Raw genomic sequence first — 24,108 nt, forward strand, 5'->3', positions numbered from 1 at the left:
AGCTTGAAAAAGTCCGTCGGACGTATATCTTTACCCATCAAGACTCAATCAACGGAGATTTGTGTAATTGCAGTCTCCGTTTTATTATTTTGGCACACAGAACTGTTTTCGCAAGTTCCTGAGCCATACTGAAAGAAGGTGTTATCATGGCAGAAGAGTTAATGGAACAGCTGGATAATCACACCGCCTTTGTCATACCCATTCTCGGCGGTATCCCCGTTCCCGATTCCTGTGTGGTGACTTGGATAATAATGGCGGCGCTTGTGCTGCTGTCGATAATTTTCACAAGGAAGCTGAAAAAGGTGCCCACGGGCTCACAGTGCATACTGGAAGCCATAATGGACTTCCTCGACAATTTCTTCATCAATATACTGGGAGAAAAGGGCAGGAAGTACGTTCAGATACTTGAGACCTTCATCATCTACATAGGCGTCTCAAATATCATCGGCGTATTCGGCTTTGTGCCCCCCACCAAGGACATAAACGTCACCGCAGGTCTTGCGGGCATGGCGATAATCCTGGTACAGGCGTCCTTCATCATCGAAAAGGGACCGCTGAAATGGGCAAAGAGCTTCCTCAACCCCATAAACCTGCTGGATCTGGTCACCCGTCCCCTGTCGCTGTGTATGCGACTTTTCGGTAACGTACTGGGCGCATTCGTTGTTATGGAGCTCATCAAGCACGTTGTCCCCGGCGGCGTACCCGTTATCGCCAGCGCTTACTTCGACCTTTTCGACGGCCTGCTCCAGGCTTATGTATTCGCCTTCCTCACCTCTCTCTACATGGCAGAGGCTCTTGAGGAGGAAGAGCATGAGGGCAAAAAAGTAAAAAAAGCGAAAAAAAAGCCACAACTTCACGGAGGTAAATAAATATGGGAATCATCGCATTAGGCGCTGCTGTTGCCGTTCTTACGGGCGCAGGCGCAGGTATAGGTATAGGTCTTGCCACAGCTAAGGCTACCGAGTCCATCGCTCGTCAGCCCGAGGCTAAGGGCGATATAAGAACAGCTCTCCTTCTGGGCTGTGCCCTTGCAGAGGCTACCGCTATCTACGGTTTCGTTATCGCACTTCTCATTATCCTTTCCCTCGGCGGAAAGTAATCAAAATACACGGAGGTAAATATCATGGGAATCATTGCATTAGGCGCTGCTGTTGCCGTTCTTACAGGTGCAGGCGCAGGTATAGGAATAGGTCTCGCAACTGCAAAGGCTACTGAGTCCATCGCTCGTCAGCCCGAGGCTAAGGGCGATATAAGAACAGCTCTCCTTCTGGGCTGTGCTCTCGCAGAGGCTACCGCTATCTACGGCTTCGTTATCGCACTCCTTATAATCCTTTCTCTCGGCGGCAAATAAGCCGTAAACAAAAAACATCCAAGGAGGGCATAGAATGCTTGATTTTAGTTTCTGGAGCATTTTCTGGGCAGTTTTCAACGTTATCGTGCTGTTCATACTGCTCAGGATATTCCTTTTCAAACCCATAAATAAGATCAGGGACGAGCGTACACGCACCATTCAGAACGATCTGGACTCCGCCCGGAAGTCTAAGGAGGAGGCTGAGGAGCTCCGTCAGCAGTATGAGGACTCTATCAGCGAGGCAAAGGAACAGGCTAACCAGATCATGATGAAGGCGCATGAGGACGCTGAGTCCGAGAGAGCTGCCATCATCAGGAAGTCTCAGGAAGAGGCTGACAGGATCGTTGCAGACGCTGACAAGACCATCGAAAACGAGAGGAAGCGCGTGCTCCGTCAGGCTCAGTCAGAGATCGCAGACCTGGCTATCGAGGCTGCTTCCAAGATCATCGGCGAGAACGTGGACGACGAGAAGAACCGCAAGCTCGTTGATAAGTTCCTTTCCGAAGAGGAGGGAAATAAATGAGAGATTCAGACAGAGAGTTCCTGAAGGAGCTTGTCCGTCTGGACGTTTCTCAGACAGACTGCTCCACAGCCAGAAAGGTCCTTGAGACCTGCGGCGACGTGGGAGATACACTTGCAAATCCCCTTGTTACCCACGACGAAAAGCGCGGTATCATAAATAAGCTCTTCCCCGAGTCCATGCACAAGTTCCTGCTCAATGTAGTCCGCGGCGGCGCCATTGAACGCCTTGAGGAGATACTTGACGAGTACGAAGAGCTGCTCCTGGACAAGCAGGGAAGCATCAAGGCGGTAGTCCGCTATGTTACGCCCCTTACAGAGGCTCAGCAGGCAGACCTCCGTCAGTTCATCATGGACAAATTCGTGAAAGAGGACGTTGACATAGAGTACAAGCATGACCCCGACATCATCGGCGGCTTCATACTCAATGCAGGCGACCTTGAATACGACAAGAGCTACCGTACAAGCCTCCGCCTTATGAAGGACAGCCTCCAGACAAAGGCTGCGGAGTACGTTGACGGCGGCGCTTCCGGAAATACAGGCAAGAACAGCGATATAATCTCAGTCCTCAAAACAGAGGTAAGAGACTTTGAGGTAAAGTCGGGAGCCACCGAAACAGGCTTCATTACCCGCCTCGGCGACGGTATCGCAAGAGTACACGGAATGAATTCCGTTATGTACGGTGAGCTGGTAGAGTTCGAGACAGGCATCAGAGGTATCGTTCAGAACCTTGAGGAAAAGTCGGTGGGTGTAGTTCTCCTGGGCGATGACCACGGTCTCACAGAGGGCTCATCGGTCATCAGAACAGGCAAGAGAGCAGGTATCGGCGTAAGCGACGAGCTCCTCGGACGAGTTGTTGACGCTCTGGGCTCCCCCATAGACGGTCAGGGACAGATAAAGGCTGACGATTACTTCCCCATCGAGCGCGAGGCTCCGGGCGTTATCGAGCGTAAGCCCGTAAGCACTCCTCTCCAGACAGGTATACTTGCCATAGACTCAATGTTCCCTATCGGCAGAGGTCAGCGTGAGCTCATTATCGGCGACCGCCAGACAGGCAAGACCTCCATCGCCGTTGATACCATTATCAATCAGAAGGGTCAGGACGTTATCTGTATCTATGTTGCCATAGGTCAGAAGTCCTCAACAGTCGCTCAGATAGTCAATACTCTCAAGAAGTACGGCGCTATGGACTATTCCGTAGTCGTATGCGCTTCTGCCAGCGACCCTGCGCCCTTCCAGTATATAGCCCCCTATTCGGGCACTGCTATCGCAGAATACTTCATGTCAAAGGGCAAGGACGTCCTCATTGTATACGATGACCTGTCAAAGCACGCTGTCGCATACAGAGCCATGTCACTTCTGCTCCACCGTCCTCCGGGACGTGAAGCCTTCCCCGGCGACGTTTTCTATCTCCATTCGAGACTTCTTGAGCGCTCCAGCCGTCTTGACGACGAGCACGGCGGCGGTTCACTGACAGCTCTCCCCATTATCGAGACACTGGCAGGCGACATCTCCGCTTATATCCCGACCAATGTTATCTCTATCACAGACGGTCAGATATTCCTTGAGAGCGAGCTCTTCAACTCAGGTCTCCGTCCTGCGGTGAACTACGGACTCTCCGTATCCCGTGTAGGCGGCGCCGCTCAGACAAAGGCAATGAAGAAGGCTTCGGGAAATCTCCGTATCGACCTTGCCCAGTTCAAGGAAATGGAGATATTCACACAGTTCTCATCAGAGCTTGACCAGTCCACAACAGAGCTGCTGGAGCACGGCAGAATGCTGACCGAGCTTCTCAAGCAGCCTCTGTACAATCCCCTGCCCCACTATGAGCAGGTAATACTCCTCTATGCGGCTCAGCACGGCTTCTTCAAGGGTATCCCCCTCAAGGAGCTGAGAGAGCACCGCACCGACCTGATGACCTATATCAGGAGCTACGGACAGGATATAATCACCGAGATAGAGGAGAATAAGGTCCTCACAGACGACCTTATGGAACGTATCGAAAGAATACTCACAGCTTTCGAGGAATAAGGCGGTGATCCTCTGTGCCTAATATGAGAGAGATCCGTGAAAGGATCGGAAGCATCCAGCAGATCCTGAAGATCACCAACGCCATGTACCTCATGTCCTCTTCCAAGCTGAAAAAGGCAAGGAAGTCGCTGGAGTGTACAGAGCCCTACTTCTACAAGCTCCAGTCAACTATCGAGAGCGTTCTCGAGCATACTCCCCATACCCGTCAGCAGTACTTCGACAGGCGTGAGGATATACCCGAGGATAAGCGTAAGAAGGGCTATATCGTCATCACAGGCGATAAGGGACTCTGCGGAAGCTATAATCACAACATACTCAAATATACCGAGCAGAAGCTGAAGGAAGCCGCCGACATCGACAACTGCTACCTCTTTGTAATGGGACAGGTGGGAAGAATGTACTTCCAGCGCCGTATCCAGAACGACAAGAAGGGATATGTTGACGGCGAGTTCCTCTACACCACTCAGAATCCCACCCTCTACAGAGCCCGTGAGATCGCAGAGCAGGTGCTGGAAAAGTTCGAGAAGCATGAACTGGACGAGGTCTATGTCATATACACGGATATGGTAAACTCCAGCCTCCAGGAAACAAGGACCCTGCGTCTGCTCCCCTTCGAGAGAAAGCACTTCGGAAAAGCAGCCGACGGTACGATGAAAAAGCTGCCGAAGGCGTCCTTCGTCCCCTCTCCCGAGGAAGTTATGAACTATCTTATCCCTCAGTACGCCAAGGGAATAATCTACGGCGCCATGGTGGAGGCATTCTGCTGCGAGCAGCAGTCCCGTATGACCGCTATGGACGCTGCTACCAACAGCGCCAAGGACATGATAAAGGAGCTTTCCCTCATGTACAACCGCGCAAGACAGGCGGCTATCACTCAGGAAATAACTGAGGTCTGCGGAGGCGCTGCCTCCATCAGTGAAGAGTAAGTAGTGAGTAGTTAGTAGAAAGTAGTAATATCCATGAACACTGATACAAACTATTACAAAAATCTCATTGTCTGGCAAAGATCAATGGATCTTGTCGAGGAAACATATCGTTTGATAAATTTCCTTCCGTCAGATGAAAGATTTGCTCTCGCTGATCAGATGCGCAGATCTGCTGTTTCAATTGTATCCAATATAGCAGAAGGCGCAGGCAGAAAAACCCAAAATGACTTTATACAATTCCTTTCAATCGCTCGCGGCTCAAAATATGAGCTTGAAACGCAGATCCTTATTTGCGTAAGATTGAATTATTTTAATGAAGAGCAATCGGGACTTGCACTTCAACTTTGTAGTGAGATAGGTAAAATGCTTAATTCTCTTATCAAGAAACTTACGGTGAGTTGATATAACTACTCACTACTTTCTACTCACTACTTACTCTTTTCCCTGAAAGGAGAAAAAAATGGAAAAAGGCAGGATAACTCAGGTCATCGGACCTGTTATAGATGTTGAATTCGGCGCGGGCAAGCTCCCCATGATAAAGGACGCTCTCACTGTCGAGGTCGACGGAAAAAAGCGCGTTATGGAAGTCGCCCAGCACATGGGCAACCACATCGTGCGCTGCATCATGCTGGCGTCCAGCGAGGGACTCAGCAAGAATATGGAGGTAACTCCCACAGGCTCCTGTATCAAGGTGCCCGTAGGCGAGCAGACCCTCGGACGTATGTTCAACGTCCTCGGCGAGCCCATCGACAAGAAGGGCGACGTTGAGACAGAGGAAAAATGGGAGATACACCGCAAGGCTCCCACATTCCAGGACCAGAGCCCCGTTGTTGAGGTGCTTGAAACAGGTATCAAGGTCATCGACCTTATCGCCCCCTATGCCAAGGGCGGTAAAATAGGTCTCTTCGGAGGCGCAGGCGTCGGAAAGACCGTCCTCATTCAGGAGCTTATCAGAAATATCGCCACCGAGCACGGCGGCTATTCAATATTCACAGGCGTAGGAGAGCGTTCCCGTGAGGGTAACGACCTCTGGAACGAAATGCAGGAGTCGGGAGTTATCTCCAAGACCGCTCTTGTTTTCGGTCAGATGAACGAGCCCCCCGGATCCCGTATGCGTGTTGCCCAGACAGGTCTTACCATGGCTGAGTACTTCCGTGACCGCGAACACAAGGACGTTCTCCTCTTTATCGACAATATCTTCCGTTACGTACAGGCAGGCTCAGAGGTATCAGCCCTTCTGGGACGTATGCCCTCTGCCGTTGGCTATCAGCCTACACTGGCAAACGAGGTCGGCGAATTACAGGAGCGTATCACCTCCACTAAGAACGGCTCCATCACATCGGTACAGGCTGTTTACGTCCCTGCGGACGACCTTACAGACCCTGCCCCTGCGGTGACCTTCGCTCACCTTGACGCCACAACGGTTCTTTCCCGTAAGATAGTTGAGCAGGGTATCTACCCCGCCGTTGACCCGCTGGAGTCCAATTCCCGTATCCTTGAGCCCGAGATAGTGGGCGAGGAGCACTATACCGTGGCAAGACGCACTCAGGAGCTTCTCCAGAAATACAAGGAGCTTCAGGACATCATAGCCATCCTCGGTATGGAGGAGCTGGACGAAGACGATAAGCTGGCTGTATACCGCGCAAGAAAGATACAGAAGTTCCTCTCACAGCCCTTCAACGTTGCCGAGAACTTCACGGGACTCAAGGGCAAGTACGTTCCCCTCAAGGACACCATCGAGGGCTTCAAGGCTATCATCGACGGCGATATGGACAAGTACCCCGAGGCAGCCTTCCTCATGGCAGGAACTATCGATGACGTTATCATGAAGGCTCGTCAGATGGACGAGGACTAAAGGAGGCGCCCTATGGCTAAGACCTTTCACCTTGAGATAATCGCTACCGACCGCATTTTCTTCAGCGGAGAGGTGGAGCACCTCGTCATCACCGCCATAGACGGTCTTCTCGGTATCATGGCAGGACATGAGCCCCTTGTTACCTCGCTCCCCACAGGAGAGCTGAAGTACCTTGTGGACGGCGAGTGGAAGTACGCCGCCATATCCGAGGGCTTCATACAGGTAATGCCAGATTCTTCCATAATCCTGGCGGATACCTGCGAGCTTCCCGAGGAGATAGACATCAAGAGAGCCCAGGAGGCGCGTGAACGCGCCGAGGAGCGTCTCAGACAGAAGCAGAGCATAAAGGAGTACTATGAGACTCAGGCTGCGCTGAACCGCGCCATGAACCGCCTGAAAATATCCCAGAAGCACTTCAAATAATATCAGAAAGCACTCCTTCGGGGGTGCTTTTTATTATTCCCGTGCAGGGGGCGGCTGTTTCATTATCCGCGTGCGCTCCATGGTCGTCTTTGCAAGCTAACGGCTAAGGGCTAACGTCTGTTTTGTTAATAACTCCGAATTTCGTCAGGTGTAATTGTGCATATTCTTGAAATGGGAATATTTTCAGCTCATATACTTGACTTTTTTATAAAAATATAGTACAATAATTGTAATTGTCAATGAGACAGGAATAAAGAACTCATGCCTTTTCCCCCTATGAGGATTTACGGCTCAAAGAGTTCGGAAACAGGAGGCATGACTGTGAAAAAGACAGGCAAATCAACTTTCTTCATTGTCGTTGCTTTTATCGCATTGTTCGCTGTTACGGCGGTGTTTGGTATTGACAAGCTCTTCGCCGACAAGAGGACTACTTACGTCAAGGGCGTTGACGATATCCGCCTTGGTATCGACATCAAGGGCGGTGTTGACGTTACCTTCGGTCCTGCCGGCGACTTTGACGCTGATGCCAATCAGCTCGACGCCGCTACCGCGATCATCAAGACAAGACTTTCGTCTCTCGGTATCACCGATAACGAGGTCTACAGCGATGAAAAGAGCGACAGAATCATCGTTCGCTTCCCCTGGCAGGTAGGCGAGACAGACTTCGACCCCGAAACGGCTGTCAAGGAGCTCGGCGAAATGGCTGAGCTGACTTTCCGTAAGGGCACAGACACAACAACTGACGCAGACGGCAACGAGGTCCCCTCAGGCGAGATCGTTCTCGTGGGTGACGACGTGGCAAACGCTTCAAGACAGCTCCAGCCCGACAGCGACGGAAAAAACTATGAATATGTAGTTGCTCTGGAACTCAACTCTGAGGGCGCAAAGAAATTTGCTGCCGCTACTGCTGAGCTTTCAGGTTCCGAGACACCCATCTCTATCTGGATGGACAATACAATGGTATCTGCTCCCTCTGTAAAAAGCACTATCACAGACGGACACGCAGTTATCTCAGGAAGCTTCGACGCTGACTCTTCAAAGAGACTGGCTGACCAGATAAACTCGGGTGCTCTCCCCTTCAAGATGGAGACCAAGAGCTTCAGGACCATTTCTCCTACAATGGGTGAAGGTTCACTGGACGCTATCCTCCTTGCAGCACTTATCGCATTCGTTTGCATCGCGATCTATATGATCGTTCTTTACAGACTCCCCGGCGTTGTGGCTGTTATCGCTCTCGGCGGACAGATCGCAGGCTCTATCGCCGCTATCACAGGCTGGTTCGGATTCATGAACGGCTCTACACTGACTATCCCCGGTATCGCAGGTATCATCCTCGCCGTCGGTATGGGTGTTGACGCCAATATCATCACAGGCGAGCGTATCAAGGAAGAGCTCAGAACAGGCAAGTCACTTGACGCCGCTATCAAGATAGCTTACAAGAGAGCATTCTCAGCTATCCTCGACGGTAATATAACAAACGTTATCATCGCCGTTATCCTCATGGGAGCTTTCGGTGTACCCGACAGCTTCTTCTCGAAGATCCTCAACAAGACTATCTTCTTCGCATTCGGCGCTACTGCTGAGGGCGTTGTTTACTCCTTCGGATTTACCCTGCTCGCAGGCGTTATCTGCAACTTCATCTTCGGAGTATTTGCTTCAAGACTTATGGTAACATCACTCTCCAAGTTCAAGTGCTTCAAAAACAGAAAGCTTTACGGAGGTGACGAGAAATGAGTAAGAAGAACACTCAGAAGGAAAACGTAACACTTCCAAAGAAGGTTTATAACTTCTGTTCAAAGAAAAAGCTTATCCTCGGCGTTGTGATCGCTGTCATCGTCGTATTTATAGCAGGCGCTATAATAAGAGGCATTCACCTGGCTATCGAGTTCAAGGGCGGTACTCTTATCACCTATACTTACCAGGGCGACATCAACACCAACGACGTTGCTTCAAACGTAAAGGACATCGTGGGCTCATCCGTTATCGTAAGAAAGGGCGAAAGTCTTGATTCCGGCGGAAAGCAGATCACCATCTCCTTCACCTCCGAGGAGGGACTCACTGCCGACAGACAGACAGAGCTCACCTCAACTCTCAGAGAGAAGTTTCCCGATAACGCTCTTGAGATCTACGATTCAAACGATGTAAGCCCCACTTCGGGACATGAGTTCCTGCTCAAGTGCTTCATCGCAGTGCTCTTTGCAGCCCTCATCGTTATCATCTACATCGCTATCCGCTTCAGAAACATCGGAGGCTGGTCCGCAGGCGTATGCTCCATCTTCGCACTCTGCCTGGACCTCCTGGTAGCGTTCACAACTACCGTTGTATGCGGTTTCAGCATCGACTCAAACATCGTTGCCGTATTCCTCACCATACTCGGTTACTCTATCAACAACACCATCGTTATCTACGACAGAATCAGAGAGAACCGCAAGCTCATGCCCAAGGCTTCTCTTAACGAGCTTATCAATGTAAGCTGCACACAGTCGCTTACACGTTCTATCAGAACATCGGTAACAACTATCGGCACAATGCTCATCGTTACTATCGTAGTTCTGGTAACAGGATATGATTCGCTACTCAGCTTCTCTGTACCGCTGATGATGGGTCTTATCTCAGGTACCTTCTCGTCACTCTTCGTTGCACCTGTTACATGGTCATGGTGGAAGAACAAGAAGGCAAAGAAAGAAAAGGAAGCAAAGAGCAGCAAGTAATGCTCCTTCCGCAATACAGGATCTCAGCCCCGGACGTCCGAAAGGTCGTTCGGGGCTATTTGTTTTTACGGGAGAGTCCGTGGGTGAGGCAGAACGCACCCCCGACGTGGGGCAATGCTGCTTCTGAGTCGGCTGCGGACGCCCCCTGAATTTTCAACTCATTTGTTATATATTGCTCCTTTCCCTTGACTTGACGGGAAGAATATTGTATAATTGTTGTATAAGAATGAGCAGAAGGGAGAAGACTATGGCTAAGCTGAAATTTTCAGAAAAGACCGACGGCGTCTGCATACACTGCCGCTTCACAGGCAGCGAGACCCTCAATGAAGCAGAATACAGATACTTTACCGATAACCGTATCAAGGGCTGGCTCACGCCAAGGTTCTCAGCTCCCGATAAGATAGAGTACACGGGCGCTCAGGGCGTCCCTCTCATAAACGTGCTGAAGCACGGCGTGGACAAGGAGCTTTACTACCGTATCGTTGCGGAGCTCCTGACTATAATGGACACCGCCGCCACCTGCGGCTTCAATATGCCCAATATCGTCCTTGACCCCAACTTCATCACCTTTGACACCGAGAGGAAGGAGCTTTGGCTTTTCTACCTTCCCCTCTGGTACAATGAAAGCACCAATGACGGCATCGTCAACTGCCTCAGAAGGATCTCCACCTATGCGGAGTACAAGTCCAAGGCGGACTTTCACAGCGTTGACGGCTTCATGAACTTCATCTGCCGCGCCGACGGCTTCACAGTGGGCGAGGCCATGGAATATATACGCAGAGAGGCTCCCGACGCGGTGCCTGCACCAAAAACGGCAGCAAGACCTGCATCACCACAGCCTGCGGCAAGACCTGCGGCACCCAGACCCGCTGCAAGACCCGAGTTCAGCCGTCCCGAGGCTACGAGAGTGGCTGAGCAGCCCCGTCAGGCAGCTCCGCAGAACACCGCTCAGGCTATCATCAACGAGATAAACCGCGGCTCACAGGAGTACCTCCACACTCAGGAGCCAAAGCTTCCCGAGCCAAAGGTCATTCCCTCTCTCAGCGAGGAGAAGCGGAGTGCAGTCCCCGAGCTGAAAAAGCGTGATATTCCCAGACCTGCGGTAAAATATCCCACACTTACAAGACGTGCCACTGGCGTTACCGTCAACATCGACAAGCCCGTTTTCAGAATAGGCAAGGAGCGCGACCGCGTTGACTTCTGCGTCACAGAGAACAGAACTGTCAGCCGCCTCCACGCCACTATCTACACCCGTAACGGCTCCTGCTTCGTCGAGGACAACAACTCTACCAACAGGACCTACATAAACGGCACTCCCGTTCTTCCCGACAGAGAGATAAAGCTGAAAAGCGGCGACGTGCTGAAGCTTTCCGACGAGGAATTCGACTTTATCGACGGTTGATACCGCCCTATGGGGGTAATTATGGATTACATCACAGCCTGCGATACCGACATCGGTATCTCAAAGAAAATAAATCAGGACAGCGTCTGCGTCAAGACCGCCAACACCGCCACGGGCAAGGCGGCTCTGGTACTGGTGTGCGACGGCATGGGCGGTCTCTCACGGGGAGAGCTTGCCAGCGCAGAGGTGGTCAGAAGCTTCGCTGAATGGTTCGATGCGGAGCTTCCCTTCGAGCTCCCGGACTGGGACTGGAAGACCGCCGCAAGAAACGTCATCAGCCGCCTGAGAAGGCTAAACGCCATACTCATGGACTACGGCGCCCACAACGGCATACAGCTTGGCACCACCGCAACAGGACTCATCGCCGTAAACGAGGGCTTCATGACCTTCCATGTGGGCGACAGCCGTATATACAGAATATCCGACAAGCTCAGCCAGATAACCGACGACCATACCTTCGTCAACCGCGCTGTGAAAATGGGAAAAATGACTCCGGAGGAGGCTCTCACCGACCCGAGAAGGAACGCCCTGGTGCAGTGCATAGGCGTAACAGGCGAGGTAGCTCCCGAGGTGAGACTGGGCACATTTGAAAGCAACACCAACTTTATGATATGCTCCGACGGCTTCCGCCATGTTCTTACGGAAAAGGAGCTTTTTGAGGAGCTGTCTCCCGAAAAAACACCCGACAGAAAAGCAATGAAGTCACAGCTCCGCGGACTTATCGAGACAGTCAAAAGCAGGAACGAAAACGACAATATCACCGCTGCATTGTTCCGTGCAGAGCTGTAACGGCAAAAAGGAGTGATCCTATGACAAGAGACGAATTGCTGGTCATCGCAGCAGCCGCTGCGGCTTTCGTCATTATAAACATCATCATGTGGAGCATTATCGCTGCAAAAGAGCGAAAGGCAAAGGGAATCGCCGCTCCGCAGACCGAGACTGCTGAGGACAACGTCAGCAGCGTACCTGCGTCAGCTGCCGCAGAGGGGTTCGTATTGGTAGACAATACGGTCATCGTCCACACCAAGGACAGGATCATCTGAGGATATAACCGTTCCTGTAACAAGGATGACGGTTTATCATATATTTTTTCATGATATAGGAGGAAAATCAAACATGAAACTGGCATTCAAGATCATGACTATCTTTATCCTGGTAGTCAACTGCATCGCCGCTGTAGCGGGTATAATCGCAGCAACGGCAGCAAACAAGGCAACAGAGGGCAAATCCGCGGGAGAAGCAGCTGTGGGAGGCTTCGCTGTTCTCCTGATAGTTCTCTCCCTCATACCCGTGGGGCTCACCATTTATATGGCGATATGCGGTCTGAGACGGGATTACAGCCTTTGCTTCAAGCTCTCGGCGGTACTTATGGTGCTCAACATCATCTCATTCATCGCTGCCGACAACAAGGGCTCAGCCATATTCTCGCTCATTCTTTCCGTGGCATACTGCTTCCTTTCAAAGAAAATGGACGACGGTGCCTATTAAAAACGCGCAATACATACACATCGCTGAAAGGAGAGACTAATGTATAATCAGTCTGAGGCAGAACAGATAGCAAGACAGCGCGAACTCGCCTTCAACAGAAATGCAAGGGGACAGGAATTCGCACACAATCTCGCTATCCTCAACCGCTGTAAAAAGAGCTATTCCATAATGGGCATAGTATACTTCATACCGCTCATCATATACTTTATCGTGAGCCTTGCCTACGGCTTTATCACAGGCTCATTCACAGCATCCGTAATAGCTGTCTTTGAATGTCCCCTGCTGGGATACCTGGCTCTCAGGAGCTTTTACAGCCATAAGGACATCACACTGATACTGATACTGGCTATACTCGGCGTAGTTCAGCTGATACTGTTCGTAGTGGCTCCACTTGAGCCGCAGGGCATATTCAAATTCAACATCGCAGGCAAATGCGGCTGGTTACACCTTATAATGGCTCTTATCGAGGGCAGTCTGGCGGTCTGGAACATGGTCACCAACATAGCCTATCACAAGCTTGAGGAAGCCGACGGCTTCCCCCACTTCAATGAGAGATTTTTCGAGCAGGAAATGGATATTCGCGGAAGCGCCATTAAGGACCCCTATCAGCAGAAGTTGGAGGACCGCATGAGAACAGCCTCCGACGCCATGAATGACGCCGGCGCTTCGGGTCAGGAGCTCAGCAGGTATACCGAGGTACACACTCCCAGCGAAATGGACAGTATATAGCGTACAGGCATCTGTCAATGTGTATTTTTCACAGAAAATCAGCAAAAATTTCTGTAAAGAAAGGCGGCACGGAGCCGCCTTTTTTATTGACATGGGCAGGTTATGATGATATAATTAAATTGATATTTTATGCGAAAAACGCAAATGAATTTTAAAGGAGAACATTTCAAATGAGCGGTAATATCAAAAGCTATGAAAGCCCTTTCTGTACACGTTATGCCAGTGAGGAGATGCAGTATGTCTTCTCTGCCGACAAGAAGTTCACCACCTGGAGAAGGCTGTGGGTGGCTCTGGCAAGAGCCGAAATGAAGCTGGGTCTCCCCGTTACCGAGGCTCAGGTAAAGCAGCTTGAGGAGCACATCAACGATGTGGACTATGAAATGGCTGCCGAGCGCGAAAAAATAACACGCCACGATGTTATGGCTCATGTTTTCACATACGGTCAGGCTTGTCCCGACGCCGCAGGTATCATACACCTGGGTGCTACATCATGCTATGTAGGCGATAACACAGACGTTATCATCATGCGCGACGCCCTGAAGATAGTCCGCAGAAAGCTCATCAACGTCATGAACAACCTGGCTAAGTTCGCAGAGGAGTACAAGTCTCTCCCCTGCCTGGCATATACTCACCTTCAGCCCGCCCAGCTCACAACCGTGGGCAAGAGAGCTACACTCTGGCTCAACGAGCTCCTCATGGACTTTGAGGACTTAGAGTACCGTATGTCCACACTGAAGCTCCTGGGCTCAAAGGGCACCACAGGCACTCAGGCTTCATTCATGGAGCTTTTCGAGGACGACACAGACAAGATAAAGCAGCTTGAGAAGATGATAGCCGAGGAAATGGGCTTCGATGCAGTAGTTCCCGTTTCGGGTCAGACCTACTCCCGTAAGGTGGACTCAAAGGTACTTGAGCTCCTCAGCGATATTGCTCAGACCGCAAGCAAATTCTCAAACGATATGCGTATCCTCCAGTCCTTCAAGGAGATGGAGGAGCCCAGAGAGAAGAAGCAGATAGGCTCTTCCGCTATGGCTTACAAGCGTAACCCCATGCGCTGTGAGAGAATAACCTCCCTCGCACGCTATGTGATGATAGACAGCCTCAACCCTGCATTCACAGCAGGTACACAGTGGTTCGAGAGAACTCTCGACGACTCCGCAAACAAGCGTATCAGCGTTGCCGAGGCATTCCTTGGCGTTGACGCTATCCTCAACATCATGATGAACGTCACCAACGGCATTGTGGTATATCCTGAGATGATACGCCGCCGCGTCATGGCAGAGCTTCCCTTCATGGCAAGCGAGAACATCATGATGGACGCTGTAAAGAAGGGCGGAAACCGTCAGGAGCTCCACGACCGTATCATGGATTACTCCATGGAGGCAGGCGCTAACGTAAAGGTAAGAGGTCTCGACAACAACCTCTGCGAGCTCATCGAAGCCGACCCCATGTTCATGGTAACAAAGGAGGAGCTTGACGCAGTTCTCAAGCCCGAGAACTACACAGGCAGAAGCTCACAGCAGGTGGACGAGTTCCTTGCTGAGTACATCAATCCTATCCTCGAAGCCAACAAGGACATTCTCGGTGAAAGCTTTGAGATGAAGAACTGAGCGCGGAGCCCGCGCTGCCTTGCCACGATGCCGCTCGTAAACTCGCTCACCTGTCATAAGAGGGCTTACCTGTACATCGCTTACGGTACAATCATATGGGACAGCTAAGGGCTAATGGCTCAGAATCGGCTATTTCACGCACTCTACGAAGCGTAGACTCCGCTTTTTATCATAATTCTACGGCTCATGGGTGTACTTTTTCTCCGCAGCATGATACACTTTTCTCAGAAAGGAGGACACATGAATGGATCAGGTAAAGATCGGTAAATTCATCTCTCAGATGAGAAAAGAAAAAGGACTTACACAGAAACAGCTTGGGGAAGAACTCCTTATCAGCGATAAGACAGTTTCCAAGTGGGAGACAGGCAAGGGTATGCCCGAGGTGTCCCTTATGTTACCCCTCTGTGAAAAGTTAGGTATCAATGTCAATGAGCTCCTCACGGGCGAGCGTATCCCCGACGAGGACTACAAAAAGAAAGCGGAGGAAAATATTATGAATATCATGCGTGAAAAAGAAGAAAGCATCAGAAAGATAATTGTTTCTGTTATTGCGGGAGTTACAGGTATACTCGCAGGCTGTACACTCATACTCGTTTCAGGTGTATTCAATATGGAGACATGGCAGAGAGGTCTGCTCTTAGCCATAGGCATTATAGTTATGATCGGCGGAATAGCCGTTGCAGCCATCGAGGATATGACCGCAGGCACTTACGAGTGCAAGTACTGCGGAACTCGCTTCGTACCGTCTGCAGCGAGCTATCTCTTCGGTGTTCATACAATAACAAGGAGAAGTCTCACCTGCCCCAAGTGCGGCAAGCGTTCTTACTGCAAGCGCAGACTTACACATTAACTACGATATATCCGTCCCTATGACCAAGGAGATAAAATGAAAAAAGCACTCACCATCGGCGGCGCCGTGCTGGGCGTCCTGCTGGCAGCTGCACTTGTTATATTTATATTCTTCCCGGGACTTCCCACATATTTAAAGGTAAAGCATAAATATGAGCATATCGACGACAGGGTCGCCGAATTCAAAACCGTATCCGCAGATGCGGATCTCGGAAGCTTTACTTTAAACGGCGTAAAGCTCAAAGCTCCCGCCGACTGGGAACCGAATACGACCGGTCACGGTCTTAGATCGTCAAGTGAAAAATCGTCGCTGCTGGTAATTAAAAACGATTATCAGAGCTACGAGAAAACTCTCAGCGATCTGGAAGCTCTCGGGTCCGAATACGATCTCGACCCATGGAGCGGCTATAAATATACCGAAGAGGATTACAGGCATTTCTACAGCACTATCGGCATTGAGCCCCCTCAATACGGCTTGAATCTCCGTATGCTGTGGTATATGCGTGACGATGTCACTGCAAAGGACTGCCTAAGGCTCCGAGGAAAAGACAGAAAGGTGTTCCTTGAGGTAGCCGAGAGCAAGGAGGAATCCGCAAAGCTCGAAAATATGTGGAAAATAAAGGGCAGCGGCTTCCTGGCTTATGTAGGACAGATAATGTACCCGGGCTTTGACGGGAACACATGGACGGTGAACATTTTTCCCGACGGAAATGAAAACGAACACTATACCGTGACCGTAAAATGCTCGGACGAAGCCCTGATAAAACAGATAATAAGCTCCATAGAGCTTGAATAACAGAGGAAAACCAATGAAAAAGGAATATCTGGAAGCGGGCAAGATAGTCACTACCCACGGTATACGGGGTGAAGTGAAGATAATGCCCTACACCGACAGCCCCGACCTCCTTGCGGAGTTCGACAGGCTTTTTATAGGAAAAAATCACGAGGAAGTGTTCATTGAGCGCTCACGCGTGTTCAAGAATACAGTCATTGCCAAGATAGAGGGCATTGATACTCCCGAGGCGGCGGAGAAGCTCCGCAACAAGGTGCTGTATATGCACCGCGATGACCTTGAGCTGGACGAGGACACCTACTTCATTCAGGACCTCATCGGTCTTGAGGTACGCGACGCCGATACGGACAGGGTCTACGGCAAGATCGCCGATGTCATGCAGACAGGCGCCAACGACGTATACGTCATCAAGGGCGAAGACCGCGAGTACCTTGTGCCTGCTATCGGAGATGTGGTCATCTCAACGGACATTGACGGCGGCGTTATGACTATCCGCCCTCTGGACGGGCTTTTCGACTGATATGAAAAAGAGCAATATCATCGCCATGACAGCGCTGTGCGCGGCTTTTGCAGCTATTGCAGCATGGTCTCTGTCAGTAAACGGCGGTCTCCCCGAAAGCTGGTACAGACTGCCCAAATGGGGTATTTCGGTTGTGGGGATAGTTTTCCTGCTCATGCTGTTCATACCCAATATCATCTGGAGCAAAAAGCAGCCCGAGGGCTACGAGGAGGCTTCAAAGCGTGAGAACAAGGTGCTTCTGGCACTTGAACGGGCAGGAGAAGCGCTGGTATCAACTCTGGTGCTTATCGACAGACGCCTTGACAGCTTCTCAATCTCGCCGAGAACGGGCTACATGATACTTGCGCTTATACTGATGATACTCTACGAGCTCTACTGGCGGAAATATTTCCGGAGCAGCCGCACTCTGGCGGATATGTACTCGGACTACTGCGGTTTCCCCCTGGCAGGAGCTTCACTTCCCGTTTTTGCTGTATTCCTTCTGGGAATATACGCCTGCAGCGTCTTTCTTACTGCGGCGGCAGTCGTACTCGGCATAGGTCATATAGGCATTCATCTCATGCATAAAAAAGATATAGAAAAAGAGATATAAAGAACAAAGAACAAAAGAAAAACGGCGGTATTCCGCCAAAAGGAGGCACTCATCATGAAAAAATTCTTAGGCATACTGTTTCTGCTCATCGTTATCGCTGTCGGGATCACGGCATATTTCTTCCCGGGCATACCTTATTACTATAAGTGTACCCACGATCTTGAGCTCCGCGATAACATCACCCATGAGCTGCCCGCAGACCTTGCTCCCCTGCCCGATGACTTTGCGGACTATGCAAATCTTGGTATCCGCATGACTGCGTGGGGCGATATGGAAGCTCAGCACACCGGTGACAAAAATCAGGCGCTCTGGGAAAACAAGGACAAAAGCCATTCAATATCAATATACGCCGAAACTCTCAGCGAAAACTACGATTTTCTTGACAGAACGGGCATTTCCCATGAGGACCTTGACCGCTACTGCAAGGCTGTCAAGAAGACAACTCCCGAGACCGGCTATGAATTTGTAAAGCTGGTAGGCTCAATTACCATGGACGACTTCGATATACATGATATGAAGAACTCCAAGACCTTCTACAAAATGATGAGCATAAAAAATGACCTGTACATGGGCGTGGAGCACCCTGTGGATCTGTACATCGTTGACGGCGTGGGCTATCACGGCTACATGGTCACCGCAGAAGCTCCCGAAAACCATAAGGAAGCCATTATCAATATCTATCCCGATAAGAACAAGCGCAAAAGATACGTTATCGATCTCAGCTTTACCGACAGGGACGAGATACTTTCCATTGCAGGAAATATAAAGCTTACGGAATAAACTATAAAAGGACCGCTTCGGCGGTCCTGTGTTCTTGAAAAGGAGAAAAAAATGCATATTGAGATAGCAACTCTCTTTCCCGAAATGTGCGAAGCCGTTCTCGGCGAGAGCATAGTTGGACGCGCACGACGTGCGGAAAAGCTCAGCCTTCACTGCCGCCAGATAAGAGAATACACCCAGGACAAGCACCGCCGCGTGGACGATACTCCCTACGGAGGCGGCATGGGTATGGTAATGCAGTGCGAGCCCATTTACAACTGCTACAAGGCGGTCTGCGAGGAGCTGGGTGCAAAGCCCCATACTATATATATGTCCCCCAAGGGCAGAGTTTTCGATCAGAAGCGTGCTGTGGAGCTGTCAAAAATGGACAATATCCTCATCATCTGCGGCCACTATGAGGGCGTGGATCAGCGTGTTATCGACAAGATCGTGGACGAGGAGCTGTCCATCGGCGACTATGTGCTTACAGGCGGCGAGCTCCCTGCAATGGTGGTGGCTGACGCTGTTGCCCGTATGTGCGAGGGCGTCCTCTCCGACGAGGTGTGCTTCACCGACGAGAGCATTTACAGCGGTCTGCTGGAGTATCCTCAGTACACACGCCCCGAGGTCTGGGAGGGTGAAGCCGTCCCCCCTGTGCTCCTTTCGGGTCATCACAAGAACATCGAGACCTGGCGTCATGAACAGAGCCTTAAAATAACAGCTGAAAGAAGGCCCGATCTTTTAGCTAAATATAAAGCAGAAAATGGCTGACCAAAATTTGCGGTGGAAAAATTCTCCTTTCATTTATTGCTGTTCCACACATTAACTGGCTGTATATACAAAAAAACATTCTCCGCTTAGAAGAATTCAACATATTCCTATGTTGAAAAATATGCACTTTCAACAATTACTGTCAACAATTTTTTGTGGTGATAATAAACAAGCTTGTTGATAAAATTTCATTCACATTTAATCTAAATGTAGAATTTAACGAAAAGATAGCTTTTAATCGCAAAAATCCGTTGACGGGGCGAAAAAATGATTGTATAATGATATCAGCAAGTGAAACATATTTGCAAACGGCAACGCAGTCCTGTTGAGAGGGGCTGTAATACAGAGAATAGGAGAGTTGTATATGTTTGTAAGAGAAGTAATGGTTAAGAATCAGGTTGGACTTCATGCAAGACCTGCAACCTTCTTTATTCAGAAGGCTAATGAGTTCAAGTCATCAATCTGGATCGAAAAAGAAGAACGCAGAGTAAACGCTAAGAGCCTGCTCGGAATTCTTTCTCTCGGTATCGTAGGCGGTACAAATGTAAAGGTTATCGCTGACGGAGCTGACGAGAAGGCAGCAGTTGACGCTCTTATCGAACTCGTTGACAGCGGTTTCAGCGAAGAAAACAGATAATCAACACAAAAAACTTGGGGCGTTACTTTCCGTAACGCCCGCTTTTATTCCCGAAAGGGCTATTTCATGCCCTCCGCCATATTTTCCGCAAAAATACCATAGCCCTGAGCAGGGTCGGCTACAAATACATGGGTAACAGCTCCCGCAAGCTTTCCGTTCTGGATAACGGGGCTGCCGCTCATGCCCTGCACTATGCCGCCTGTGCGCTCAAGAAGCCTCTCATCGGTTATGCGTATCACCATATTCTTGGAGGTCCCGACGCTGCCGTAGTCAACACTGACTATCTCGGCTGAGTACCTCTCGGGCGTATCACCATCGACCGTGGCGTATATCTCCGCCGCTCCCGTGCCGACCTCCTGTCGGCGTGCCATTGTGAATTCCTCACAGCTTTCAGAGATCCTGGCAAGTGCCTCGGGAGAAAGACGGCCGTATATGCCGCTTGACTTGTTACGGTCAAGGATACCGAAGCTTCCGCTCTTTGAGAATGCTCCCCGGAGCTCTCCCGGAAGTCCCCGCGCACCGCGCTTTACTTCGGTAATATCAACAGGAACAGCTTCACCGCTGTGTACAGGAACTATCCCTCCTGTGTCGGAATCGCATATGGGGTGCCCAAGTCCGACAAAGCTGCCTGTTTCCTTGTCAAAAAAGGTCATGGTGCCTATGCCTGCAATACTGTCGCGGACCCACATACCGCCCTTCCAGCCTCCGCTCCGTCGGGACATAACAGGCTGGAGGTATGCGGTAAAGCATTCTCCGTCACGATCTGCGGAAAGCTCTATGATTTTTCCGCAGGAGGACGAGATCAGCTCCTGAAGCTGGTCATTGGAGGTGAGCTCAACGCCTTCTGCACGGCGTATGACATCACCTTTCTGTATCCCTGCTTCCTTTGCAGGACAGATGCAGACACCATCGGCGGTCTCAACGTCCCCCAGACCTGTGACCATGACGCCCTCCATAAGGAGCTTTATGCCGAAGGGACGGCCTCCCACAGCAAAAACGGGAGCTTCCTCCCTGTGAACTTCAACATTTTTAACGGGAATTGCCCCGAAAAGCGAGAGCGTGACCCGTTCCGTATCCGAACAGGTCTGTGCGGCAGGTATAGCCGCCTCTGTGTCAGTACAGCAGCTCAGCTCGGGAAATCCCGCTATTTTTATATCCTCCGACCGTTCCGCAGTGATCACGTCGGGCAGTCGGGCGGAATAATAGCCTGCTGTGCCGTATAATCCTAAAAAAGCCGCAGATAATAGTGCCGCAGCAGTTTTTATAATTTTTCTTTTCAATCGCATTTTTCTTTCCTTTCATGTTCCCGCGGGAACTCATGGGCATCTCTGAAAACCCGCTTTGAGAAAAAACAGCTATGCACGACATACGCTGTGTCAAACTCCCTCGGAGTGCGTCAGCACGCCTTCGGGAGCTTTCCTTGCATCTGCCGCACCTATCCGTTTTTTCCTGACCAAATAGGTTTTCAGAGATGCCCATATCTATTATGCGGCGGCGGACTGTGTTTATGTCTGAGAATTACACACAGCCGTAATATTCATATGGAGTAAAAAATGAACGCAAAAAATATGAAAAAATTGCCGCGTAAGCGCTCTCCCCTTATGACTGCCGCAAAAGCGGTGATGCTGGTGCTGAGTCTTGTTTTCTCCTGCGCCATGCCTGTCCTTGCAGGCTCGGGACTTCTATATAACCGCGAAAGCTACGGAGAAGACCTGGCAAAAACAGGAATATTCATGATAATTTCTGCCATACTTATGACAGCAGGGGCAGTTTTGTGCCTTTTCAGGAAAAATCTTCCCAATTTGCTATCGGCAGTCCTCTCCGTGGGAGGACTTATCCTCTGCCTTGCCATGCTGAAAATACTCACAGACCACGCCGACGCAAGCGGCTGGACGGACAAGTACACCCTATCCCCTGTCAGCGGAATGTATACCGCAAGGATACTGCCATGTATCCTGCCTGCCGGCATGGCAGTCATCATAGCGGTGGTCCAGCTCTGCTCCTACGACCTGAGAGAGCAGCGCCGCGCCAAAAAAGCCCGTAAGCTTGCAGAGGAGAACGCTCCATCGCCGCCCATCGTCTGAGAGCCCGAACTGTGTATCCCCGGGATATGACTGCTTCTGATAAAATTATATACCATAAAGGACGGGAAATCCGTCCTTTTTTGTTTGGCATAACTGTTTTTTACCCTCTTTTTTCTGTATCTATCTTGCATTATATATTTTTTTGTGGTAGAATATTGTTAATAATACCGAAAGGAACATCCTACATCATGAACGTGAAAACCGAATTGCTCTCAACCCTTGCCGGTGCAGGCGATCAATTCATTTCGGGAGCAGCCCTTGCCGAGAAGCTGGGCGTAAGCCGAAATGCCGTCTGGAAAGCGGTGAAATCCCTGGAGGCAGAGGGTTTTTCTATCACCTCAGTTACATCAAAAGGATACAAACTCAATAACGACAACAATATTCTTTCGGAAAGCCTTATCGCGCCCTATCTCAATACCAAGGAGATAGGAAGGAATATGAAGGTGTTCGACACAGTTGACTCCACAAACAATATCTGCCGCGAACTGGAGACGGAAAAGGCTCCCCACGGTACCACGGTCATCGCCGACAGGCAGACTGCGGGAAAGGGCAGGATAGGCAGACAGTTCGTTTCCCCGTCGGGAAAGGGCATATATCTCAGTGTGCTGGTGCGTCCCAATTTTGACCTTAGCTTTGCACCCATGATAACTGCGGCTGCTGCCTGTGCGGCGGCTGAAGCCGTTGAGACCTTCTGCGGCGGTCAGGTCATGATAAAATGGGTCAACGACCTGTATATGAACGGCAAGAAGATATGCGGCATACTCACGGAAGCCTCTCTGGGTCTTGAGATGAGAATGCTTGACTGCGCCGTCATTGGCATCGGCATCAACGTCAGAAAGGTGGGGGACAGCTTCGACAGCGACCTGAAAAAGACCGCTACCTCCATCGAGGACGAGACGGGTCTTGTAATAAACAGAAACAGGCTATGCGCAGAGCTCCTCAACAAGCTGGAAATATACCTGGGCAGGATAGAGGACAGGAGCTTCCTTATCCGCTACCGCGAAAGGGAAATGCTCACGGGAAATATCATCACAGCAAATGTGGGCACGGAGACTATCGTGGGGGAAGCCCTCGGTATAGGCGATAACGCCAACCTTATCGTAAGAATGCCCACAGGCGAGATAAGAGAGCTCAGCTCCGGCGAGGCAAATCTTTGCAGGATAAAAGTGTGAAGGAGCTCAGCTCCTCCGCTTTAATATAATTTTATTTAATAAGGAGGGTATGTCCGTATGAGATATACTATCATCGGTCAGACAGTTCCTGCTGTTGAATGTGAACTCAACGCAGGCGAATCCATGTACACACAGTCAGGCGGTATGATCTGGCAGTCACAGGGTATCAAGATGACAACAAACGCAAGAGGAGGCCTCGGAAGAAGCCTCGGAAGAATGTTCACAGGCGAATCGATCTTCATGGCTAATTACACCGCAGAGGTAGCAGGAGCTAAAATAGCTTTCGGCTCAACAGTTCCCGGCTCTGTGGTCCCCGTTAATATATCTCAGGGCGGTCTTGTATGCCAGAAGGGTGCTTTCCTCTGCGCAGAACAGACCGTTGACCTCAAGGCTGTATTCACAAAGAAATTCACAGCAGGTCTTTTCGGCGGAGAGGGCTTTATCCTCCAGCAGCTCTTCGGACAGGGCATGGCTTTCCTGGAAGTAGACGGCGATATGGTAGAGCGCTTCCTTAACCCCGGCGAGGTCCTCAAGGTGGATACAGGCAACGTTGTTGCCTTCGAGCCCACTGTTCAGTACGAGATCGAGACCGTAAAGGGCCTCGGCAATATCTTCCTGGGCGGCGAGGGACTCTTCCTCACACGCCTTACAGGTCCCGGAAAGGTAATTCTCCAGACCCAGAACTTCAACGACTTCGCAGGAAAGATCCTTTCACTGGCTCCCAAGCGCTGATGAAACACTGGCTCATAGCCGTTGCAGTTGCGGTGATATACCTGCTTTTCAGCGTATTCACAGGACTCTGGGCGATCTCATGGATCATCTGGGTGTTCTATGGAGTATACAGGCTGGTGGACTACATAAAGTCACAGCAGTAGTTCCGCCCTGC

The 24,108-nt window shown here is 50.5% G+C and carries 29 protein-coding genes; 28 read left to right on the forward strand and 1 reads right to left on the reverse strand.

Translation table 11 applies throughout. The features are described 5' to 3' along the window. Positions 1 to 146 precede the first annotated feature (146 nt). From T488_RS16815 to T488_RS0102880, 24 genes are all read left to right on the forward strand, one after another. Positions 147 to 869: a F0F1 ATP synthase subunit A gene (locus T488_RS16815; protein WP_051536180.1), complete on the forward strand. Its 723-nt coding sequence runs from the start codon at positions 147 to 149 to the stop codon at positions 867 to 869. Positions 870 to 871: 2 nt separating this feature from the next. Then, positions 872 to 1,099: an ATP synthase F0 subunit C gene (gene atpE, locus T488_RS0102770; protein ID WP_037296843.1), complete on the forward strand. Its 228-nt coding sequence runs from the start codon at positions 872 to 874 to the stop codon at positions 1,097 to 1,099. Between the two features lie 24 nt (positions 1,100 to 1,123). Then, entirely contained in the window at positions 1,124 to 1,351 is a 228-nt protein-coding gene (gene atpE, locus T488_RS0102775; RefSeq protein ID WP_037296843.1) for an ATP synthase F0 subunit C, read from the forward strand. Positions 1,352 to 1,385: 34 nt separating this feature from the next. Further along, complete coding sequence (atpF, locus tag T488_RS0102780; RefSeq protein WP_028519475.1) at positions 1,386 to 1,874, forward strand: F0F1 ATP synthase subunit B; 489 nt, start codon at positions 1,386 to 1,388, stop codon at positions 1,872 to 1,874. Beyond that, complete coding sequence (atpA, locus tag T488_RS0102785) at positions 1,871 to 3,901, forward strand: F0F1 ATP synthase subunit alpha (protein WP_028519476.1); 2,031 nt, start codon at positions 1,871 to 1,873, stop codon at positions 3,899 to 3,901. The genes atpF and atpA overlap by 4 nt, the downstream gene beginning before the upstream one ends. 14 nt (positions 3,902 to 3,915) lie before the next feature. Next, on the forward strand, positions 3,916 to 4,827 hold the full coding sequence (gene atpG, locus T488_RS0102790; RefSeq protein ID WP_028519477.1) for an ATP synthase F1 subunit gamma: 912 nt from the start codon (positions 3,916 to 3,918) through the stop codon (positions 4,825 to 4,827). A gap of 33 nt (positions 4,828 to 4,860) precedes the next feature. Then, positions 4,861 to 5,229, forward strand: a complete 369-nt coding sequence (locus T488_RS0102795) for a four helix bundle protein (RefSeq protein ID WP_028519478.1) — start codon at positions 4,861 to 4,863, stop codon at positions 5,227 to 5,229. Positions 5,230 to 5,287: 58 nt separating this feature from the next. Further along, positions 5,288 to 6,682 (forward strand): F0F1 ATP synthase subunit beta, encoded by a 1,395-nt coding sequence (atpD, locus tag T488_RS0102800; protein WP_028519479.1) that lies wholly within the window; start codon positions 5,288 to 5,290, stop codon positions 6,680 to 6,682. A 12-nt stretch (positions 6,683 to 6,694) separates the two neighbouring features. Then, the gene (locus T488_RS0102805) at positions 6,695 to 7,105 is read left to right on the forward strand and encodes a F0F1 ATP synthase subunit epsilon (protein ID WP_028519480.1); all 411 of its coding nucleotides are present in this window, start codon (positions 6,695 to 6,697) and stop codon (positions 7,103 to 7,105) included. Positions 7,106 to 7,420: 315 nt separating this feature from the next. Further along, positions 7,421 to 8,839, forward strand: a complete 1,419-nt coding sequence (locus tag T488_RS0102810; RefSeq protein ID WP_242838290.1) for a preprotein translocase subunit SecD — start codon at positions 7,421 to 7,423, stop codon at positions 8,837 to 8,839. Then, positions 8,836 to 9,816, forward strand: a complete 981-nt coding sequence (gene secF / locus T488_RS0102815; protein ID WP_028519482.1) for a protein translocase subunit SecF — start codon at positions 8,836 to 8,838, stop codon at positions 9,814 to 9,816. Before T488_RS0102810 ends, secF begins: the two co-directional genes overlap by 4 nt. A gap of 247 nt (positions 9,817 to 10,063) precedes the next feature. Next, positions 10,064 to 11,218, forward strand: a complete 1,155-nt coding sequence (locus T488_RS0102820) for an FHA domain-containing protein (protein ID WP_028519483.1) — start codon at positions 10,064 to 10,066, stop codon at positions 11,216 to 11,218. Between the two features lie 21 nt (positions 11,219 to 11,239). Then, positions 11,240 to 12,007, forward strand: coding sequence for a PP2C family protein-serine/threonine phosphatase (locus T488_RS0102825; protein WP_028519484.1), 768 nt, complete (start codon positions 11,240 to 11,242; stop codon positions 12,005 to 12,007). Between the two features lie 20 nt (positions 12,008 to 12,027). After that, the gene (locus T488_RS0102830; RefSeq protein WP_028519485.1) at positions 12,028 to 12,261 is read left to right on the forward strand and encodes a hypothetical protein; all 234 of its coding nucleotides are present in this window, start codon (positions 12,028 to 12,030) and stop codon (positions 12,259 to 12,261) included. A 73-nt stretch (positions 12,262 to 12,334) separates the two neighbouring features. Next, positions 12,335 to 12,706 carry a hypothetical protein gene (locus T488_RS0102835; protein WP_028519486.1) on the forward strand — a complete coding sequence of 124 codons (372 nt, stop codon included), beginning with the start codon at positions 12,335 to 12,337 and terminating at the stop codon, positions 12,704 to 12,706. A gap of 39 nt (positions 12,707 to 12,745) precedes the next feature. Continuing rightward, a complete protein-coding gene (locus tag T488_RS0102840; protein ID WP_028519487.1) occupies positions 12,746 to 13,435 on the forward strand; it encodes a hypothetical protein in 690 nt (229 codons plus the stop codon). Positions 13,436 to 13,605: 170 nt separating this feature from the next. Then, positions 13,606 to 15,045 carry an adenylosuccinate lyase gene (gene purB / locus T488_RS0102845; RefSeq protein ID WP_028519488.1) on the forward strand — a complete coding sequence of 480 codons (1,440 nt, stop codon included), beginning with the start codon at positions 13,606 to 13,608 and terminating at the stop codon, positions 15,043 to 15,045. A gap of 244 nt (positions 15,046 to 15,289) precedes the next feature. Beyond that, positions 15,290 to 15,895, forward strand: a complete 606-nt coding sequence (locus T488_RS0102850; RefSeq protein ID WP_028519489.1) for a helix-turn-helix domain-containing protein — start codon at positions 15,290 to 15,292, stop codon at positions 15,893 to 15,895. A 36-nt stretch (positions 15,896 to 15,931) separates the two neighbouring features. Next, positions 15,932 to 16,690, forward strand: coding sequence for a hypothetical protein (locus T488_RS0102855; protein WP_028519490.1), 759 nt, complete (start codon positions 15,932 to 15,934; stop codon positions 16,688 to 16,690). Positions 16,691 to 16,703: 13 nt separating this feature from the next. After that, a complete protein-coding gene (gene rimM, locus T488_RS0102860; protein ID WP_028519491.1) occupies positions 16,704 to 17,207 on the forward strand; it encodes a ribosome maturation factor RimM in 504 nt (167 codons plus the stop codon). A 1-nt stretch (position 17,208) separates the two neighbouring features. After that, positions 17,209 to 17,799 carry a hypothetical protein gene (locus tag T488_RS0102865; RefSeq protein WP_347496274.1) on the forward strand — a complete coding sequence of 197 codons (591 nt, stop codon included), beginning with the start codon at positions 17,209 to 17,211 and terminating at the stop codon, positions 17,797 to 17,799. A gap of 54 nt (positions 17,800 to 17,853) precedes the next feature. Beyond that, positions 17,854 to 18,579 carry a hypothetical protein gene (locus T488_RS0102870; protein ID WP_028519493.1) on the forward strand — a complete coding sequence of 242 codons (726 nt, stop codon included), beginning with the start codon at positions 17,854 to 17,856 and terminating at the stop codon, positions 18,577 to 18,579. A 51-nt stretch (positions 18,580 to 18,630) separates the two neighbouring features. Then, positions 18,631 to 19,329, forward strand: a complete 699-nt coding sequence (trmD, locus tag T488_RS0102875; protein ID WP_028519494.1) for a tRNA (guanosine(37)-N1)-methyltransferase TrmD — start codon at positions 18,631 to 18,633, stop codon at positions 19,327 to 19,329. A gap of 364 nt (positions 19,330 to 19,693) precedes the next feature. Beyond that, positions 19,694 to 19,966, forward strand: coding sequence for an HPr family phosphocarrier protein (locus tag T488_RS0102880; protein ID WP_019679940.1), 273 nt, complete (start codon positions 19,694 to 19,696; stop codon positions 19,964 to 19,966). Positions 19,967 to 20,025: 59 nt separating this feature from the next. On the opposite strand, the gene spoIVB is transcribed toward T488_RS0102880, so the two are convergent. After that, positions 20,026 to 21,252: a SpoIVB peptidase gene (gene spoIVB, locus T488_RS0102885; RefSeq protein WP_028519495.1), complete on the reverse strand. Its 1,227-nt coding sequence runs from the start codon at positions 21,250 to 21,252 to the stop codon at positions 20,026 to 20,028. 282 nt (positions 21,253 to 21,534) lie between these two features. Between spoIVB and T488_RS0102890 the strand changes: the two genes are divergently transcribed. The 4 genes from T488_RS0102890 to T488_RS19765 all read left to right on the forward strand — a co-directional run bounded on the left by T488_RS0102890 (position 21,535) and on the right by T488_RS19765 (position 24,097). Continuing rightward, positions 21,535 to 22,050 (forward strand): hypothetical protein, encoded by a 516-nt coding sequence (locus T488_RS0102890; RefSeq protein WP_196243259.1) that lies wholly within the window; start codon positions 21,535 to 21,537, stop codon positions 22,048 to 22,050. A gap of 188 nt (positions 22,051 to 22,238) precedes the next feature. After that, positions 22,239 to 23,222: a biotin--[acetyl-CoA-carboxylase] ligase gene (locus T488_RS0102895; RefSeq protein ID WP_028519497.1), complete on the forward strand. Its 984-nt coding sequence runs from the start codon at positions 22,239 to 22,241 to the stop codon at positions 23,220 to 23,222. A gap of 57 nt (positions 23,223 to 23,279) precedes the next feature. Further along, positions 23,280 to 23,954: a TIGR00266 family protein gene (locus T488_RS0102900; RefSeq protein WP_028519498.1), complete on the forward strand. Its 675-nt coding sequence runs from the start codon at positions 23,280 to 23,282 to the stop codon at positions 23,952 to 23,954. Next, positions 23,954 to 24,097, forward strand: coding sequence for a WxxxWxxW domain-containing protein (locus T488_RS19765; protein ID WP_196243260.1), 144 nt, complete (start codon positions 23,954 to 23,956; stop codon positions 24,095 to 24,097). The genes T488_RS0102900 and T488_RS19765 overlap by 1 nt, the downstream gene beginning before the upstream one ends. Positions 24,098 to 24,108 lie beyond the last annotated feature (11 nt).

Origin of the sequence: Ruminococcus flavefaciens ND2009 (genome assembly GCF_000621785.1) — a bacterium.
Taxonomy (GTDB): Bacteria; Bacillota; Clostridia; order Oscillospirales; family Ruminococcaceae; genus Ruminococcus; species Ruminococcus flavefaciens_C.

Bases quoted from the DNA above. Each gene is read 5' to 3' on its own strand.
- T488_RS0102900 (WP_028519498.1), top strand. From the start codon at position 23,280: ATGAGATATACTATCATCGGTCAGACAGTTCCTGCTGTTGAATGTGAA.
- T488_RS0102830 (WP_028519485.1), top strand. From the start codon at position 12,028: ATGACAAGAGACGAATTGCTGGTCATCGCAGCAGCCGCTGCGGCTTTC.
- trmD (WP_028519494.1), top strand. From the start codon at position 18,631: ATGCATATTGAGATAGCAACTCTCTTTCCCGAAATGTGCGAAGCCGTT.
- secF (WP_028519482.1), top strand. From the start codon at position 8,836: ATGAGTAAGAAGAACACTCAGAAGGAAAACGTAACACTTCCAAAGAAG.
- T488_RS0102795 (WP_028519478.1), top strand. From the start codon at position 4,861: ATGAACACTGATACAAACTATTACAAAAATCTCATTGTCTGGCAAAGA.
- atpD (WP_028519479.1), top strand. From the start codon at position 5,288: ATGGAAAAAGGCAGGATAACTCAGGTCATCGGACCTGTTATAGATGTT.
- T488_RS0102820 (WP_028519483.1), top strand. From the start codon at position 10,064: ATGGCTAAGCTGAAATTTTCAGAAAAGACCGACGGCGTCTGCATACAC.
- T488_RS0102865 (WP_347496274.1), top strand. From the start codon at position 17,209: ATGAAAAAGAGCAATATCATCGCCATGACAGCGCTGTGCGCGGCTTTT.
- T488_RS0102870 (WP_028519493.1), top strand. From the start codon at position 17,854: ATGAAAAAATTCTTAGGCATACTGTTTCTGCTCATCGTTATCGCTGTC.
- T488_RS0102825 (WP_028519484.1), top strand. From the start codon at position 11,240: ATGGATTACATCACAGCCTGCGATACCGACATCGGTATCTCAAAGAAA.
- T488_RS0102805 (WP_028519480.1), top strand. From the start codon at position 6,695: ATGGCTAAGACCTTTCACCTTGAGATAATCGCTACCGACCGCATTTTC.
- spoIVB (WP_028519495.1), bottom strand. From the start codon at position 21,252: ATGCGATTGAAAAGAAAAATTATAAAAACTGCTGCGGCACTATTATCT.
- T488_RS0102890 (WP_196243259.1), top strand. From the start codon at position 21,535: ATGAAAAAATTGCCGCGTAAGCGCTCTCCCCTTATGACTGCCGCAAAA.
- T488_RS19765 (WP_196243260.1), top strand. From the start codon at position 23,954: ATGAAACACTGGCTCATAGCCGTTGCAGTTGCGGTGATATACCTGCTT.
- T488_RS0102840 (WP_028519487.1), top strand. From the start codon at position 12,746: ATGTATAATCAGTCTGAGGCAGAACAGATAGCAAGACAGCGCGAACTC.
- purB (WP_028519488.1), top strand. From the start codon at position 13,606: ATGAGCGGTAATATCAAAAGCTATGAAAGCCCTTTCTGTACACGTTAT.
- T488_RS0102895 (WP_028519497.1), top strand. From the start codon at position 22,239: ATGAACGTGAAAACCGAATTGCTCTCAACCCTTGCCGGTGCAGGCGAT.
- T488_RS0102855 (WP_028519490.1), top strand. From the start codon at position 15,932: ATGAAAAAAGCACTCACCATCGGCGGCGCCGTGCTGGGCGTCCTGCTG.
- rimM (WP_028519491.1), top strand. From the start codon at position 16,704: ATGAAAAAGGAATATCTGGAAGCGGGCAAGATAGTCACTACCCACGGT.
- atpF (WP_028519475.1), top strand. From the start codon at position 1,386: ATGCTTGATTTTAGTTTCTGGAGCATTTTCTGGGCAGTTTTCAACGTT.
- T488_RS0102810 (WP_242838290.1), top strand. From the start codon at position 7,421: ATGACTGTGAAAAAGACAGGCAAATCAACTTTCTTCATTGTCGTTGCT.
- atpE (WP_037296843.1), top strand. From the start codon at position 1,124: ATGGGAATCATTGCATTAGGCGCTGCTGTTGCCGTTCTTACAGGTGCA.
- T488_RS0102835 (WP_028519486.1), top strand. From the start codon at position 12,335: ATGAAACTGGCATTCAAGATCATGACTATCTTTATCCTGGTAGTCAAC.
- atpA (WP_028519476.1), top strand. From the start codon at position 1,871: ATGAGAGATTCAGACAGAGAGTTCCTGAAGGAGCTTGTCCGTCTGGAC.
- T488_RS16815 (WP_051536180.1), top strand. From the start codon at position 147: ATGGCAGAAGAGTTAATGGAACAGCTGGATAATCACACCGCCTTTGTC.
- T488_RS0102850 (WP_028519489.1), top strand. From the start codon at position 15,290: ATGGATCAGGTAAAGATCGGTAAATTCATCTCTCAGATGAGAAAAGAA.
- atpE (WP_037296843.1), top strand. From the start codon at position 872: ATGGGAATCATCGCATTAGGCGCTGCTGTTGCCGTTCTTACGGGCGCA.
- T488_RS0102880 (WP_019679940.1), top strand. From the start codon at position 19,694: ATGTTTGTAAGAGAAGTAATGGTTAAGAATCAGGTTGGACTTCATGCA.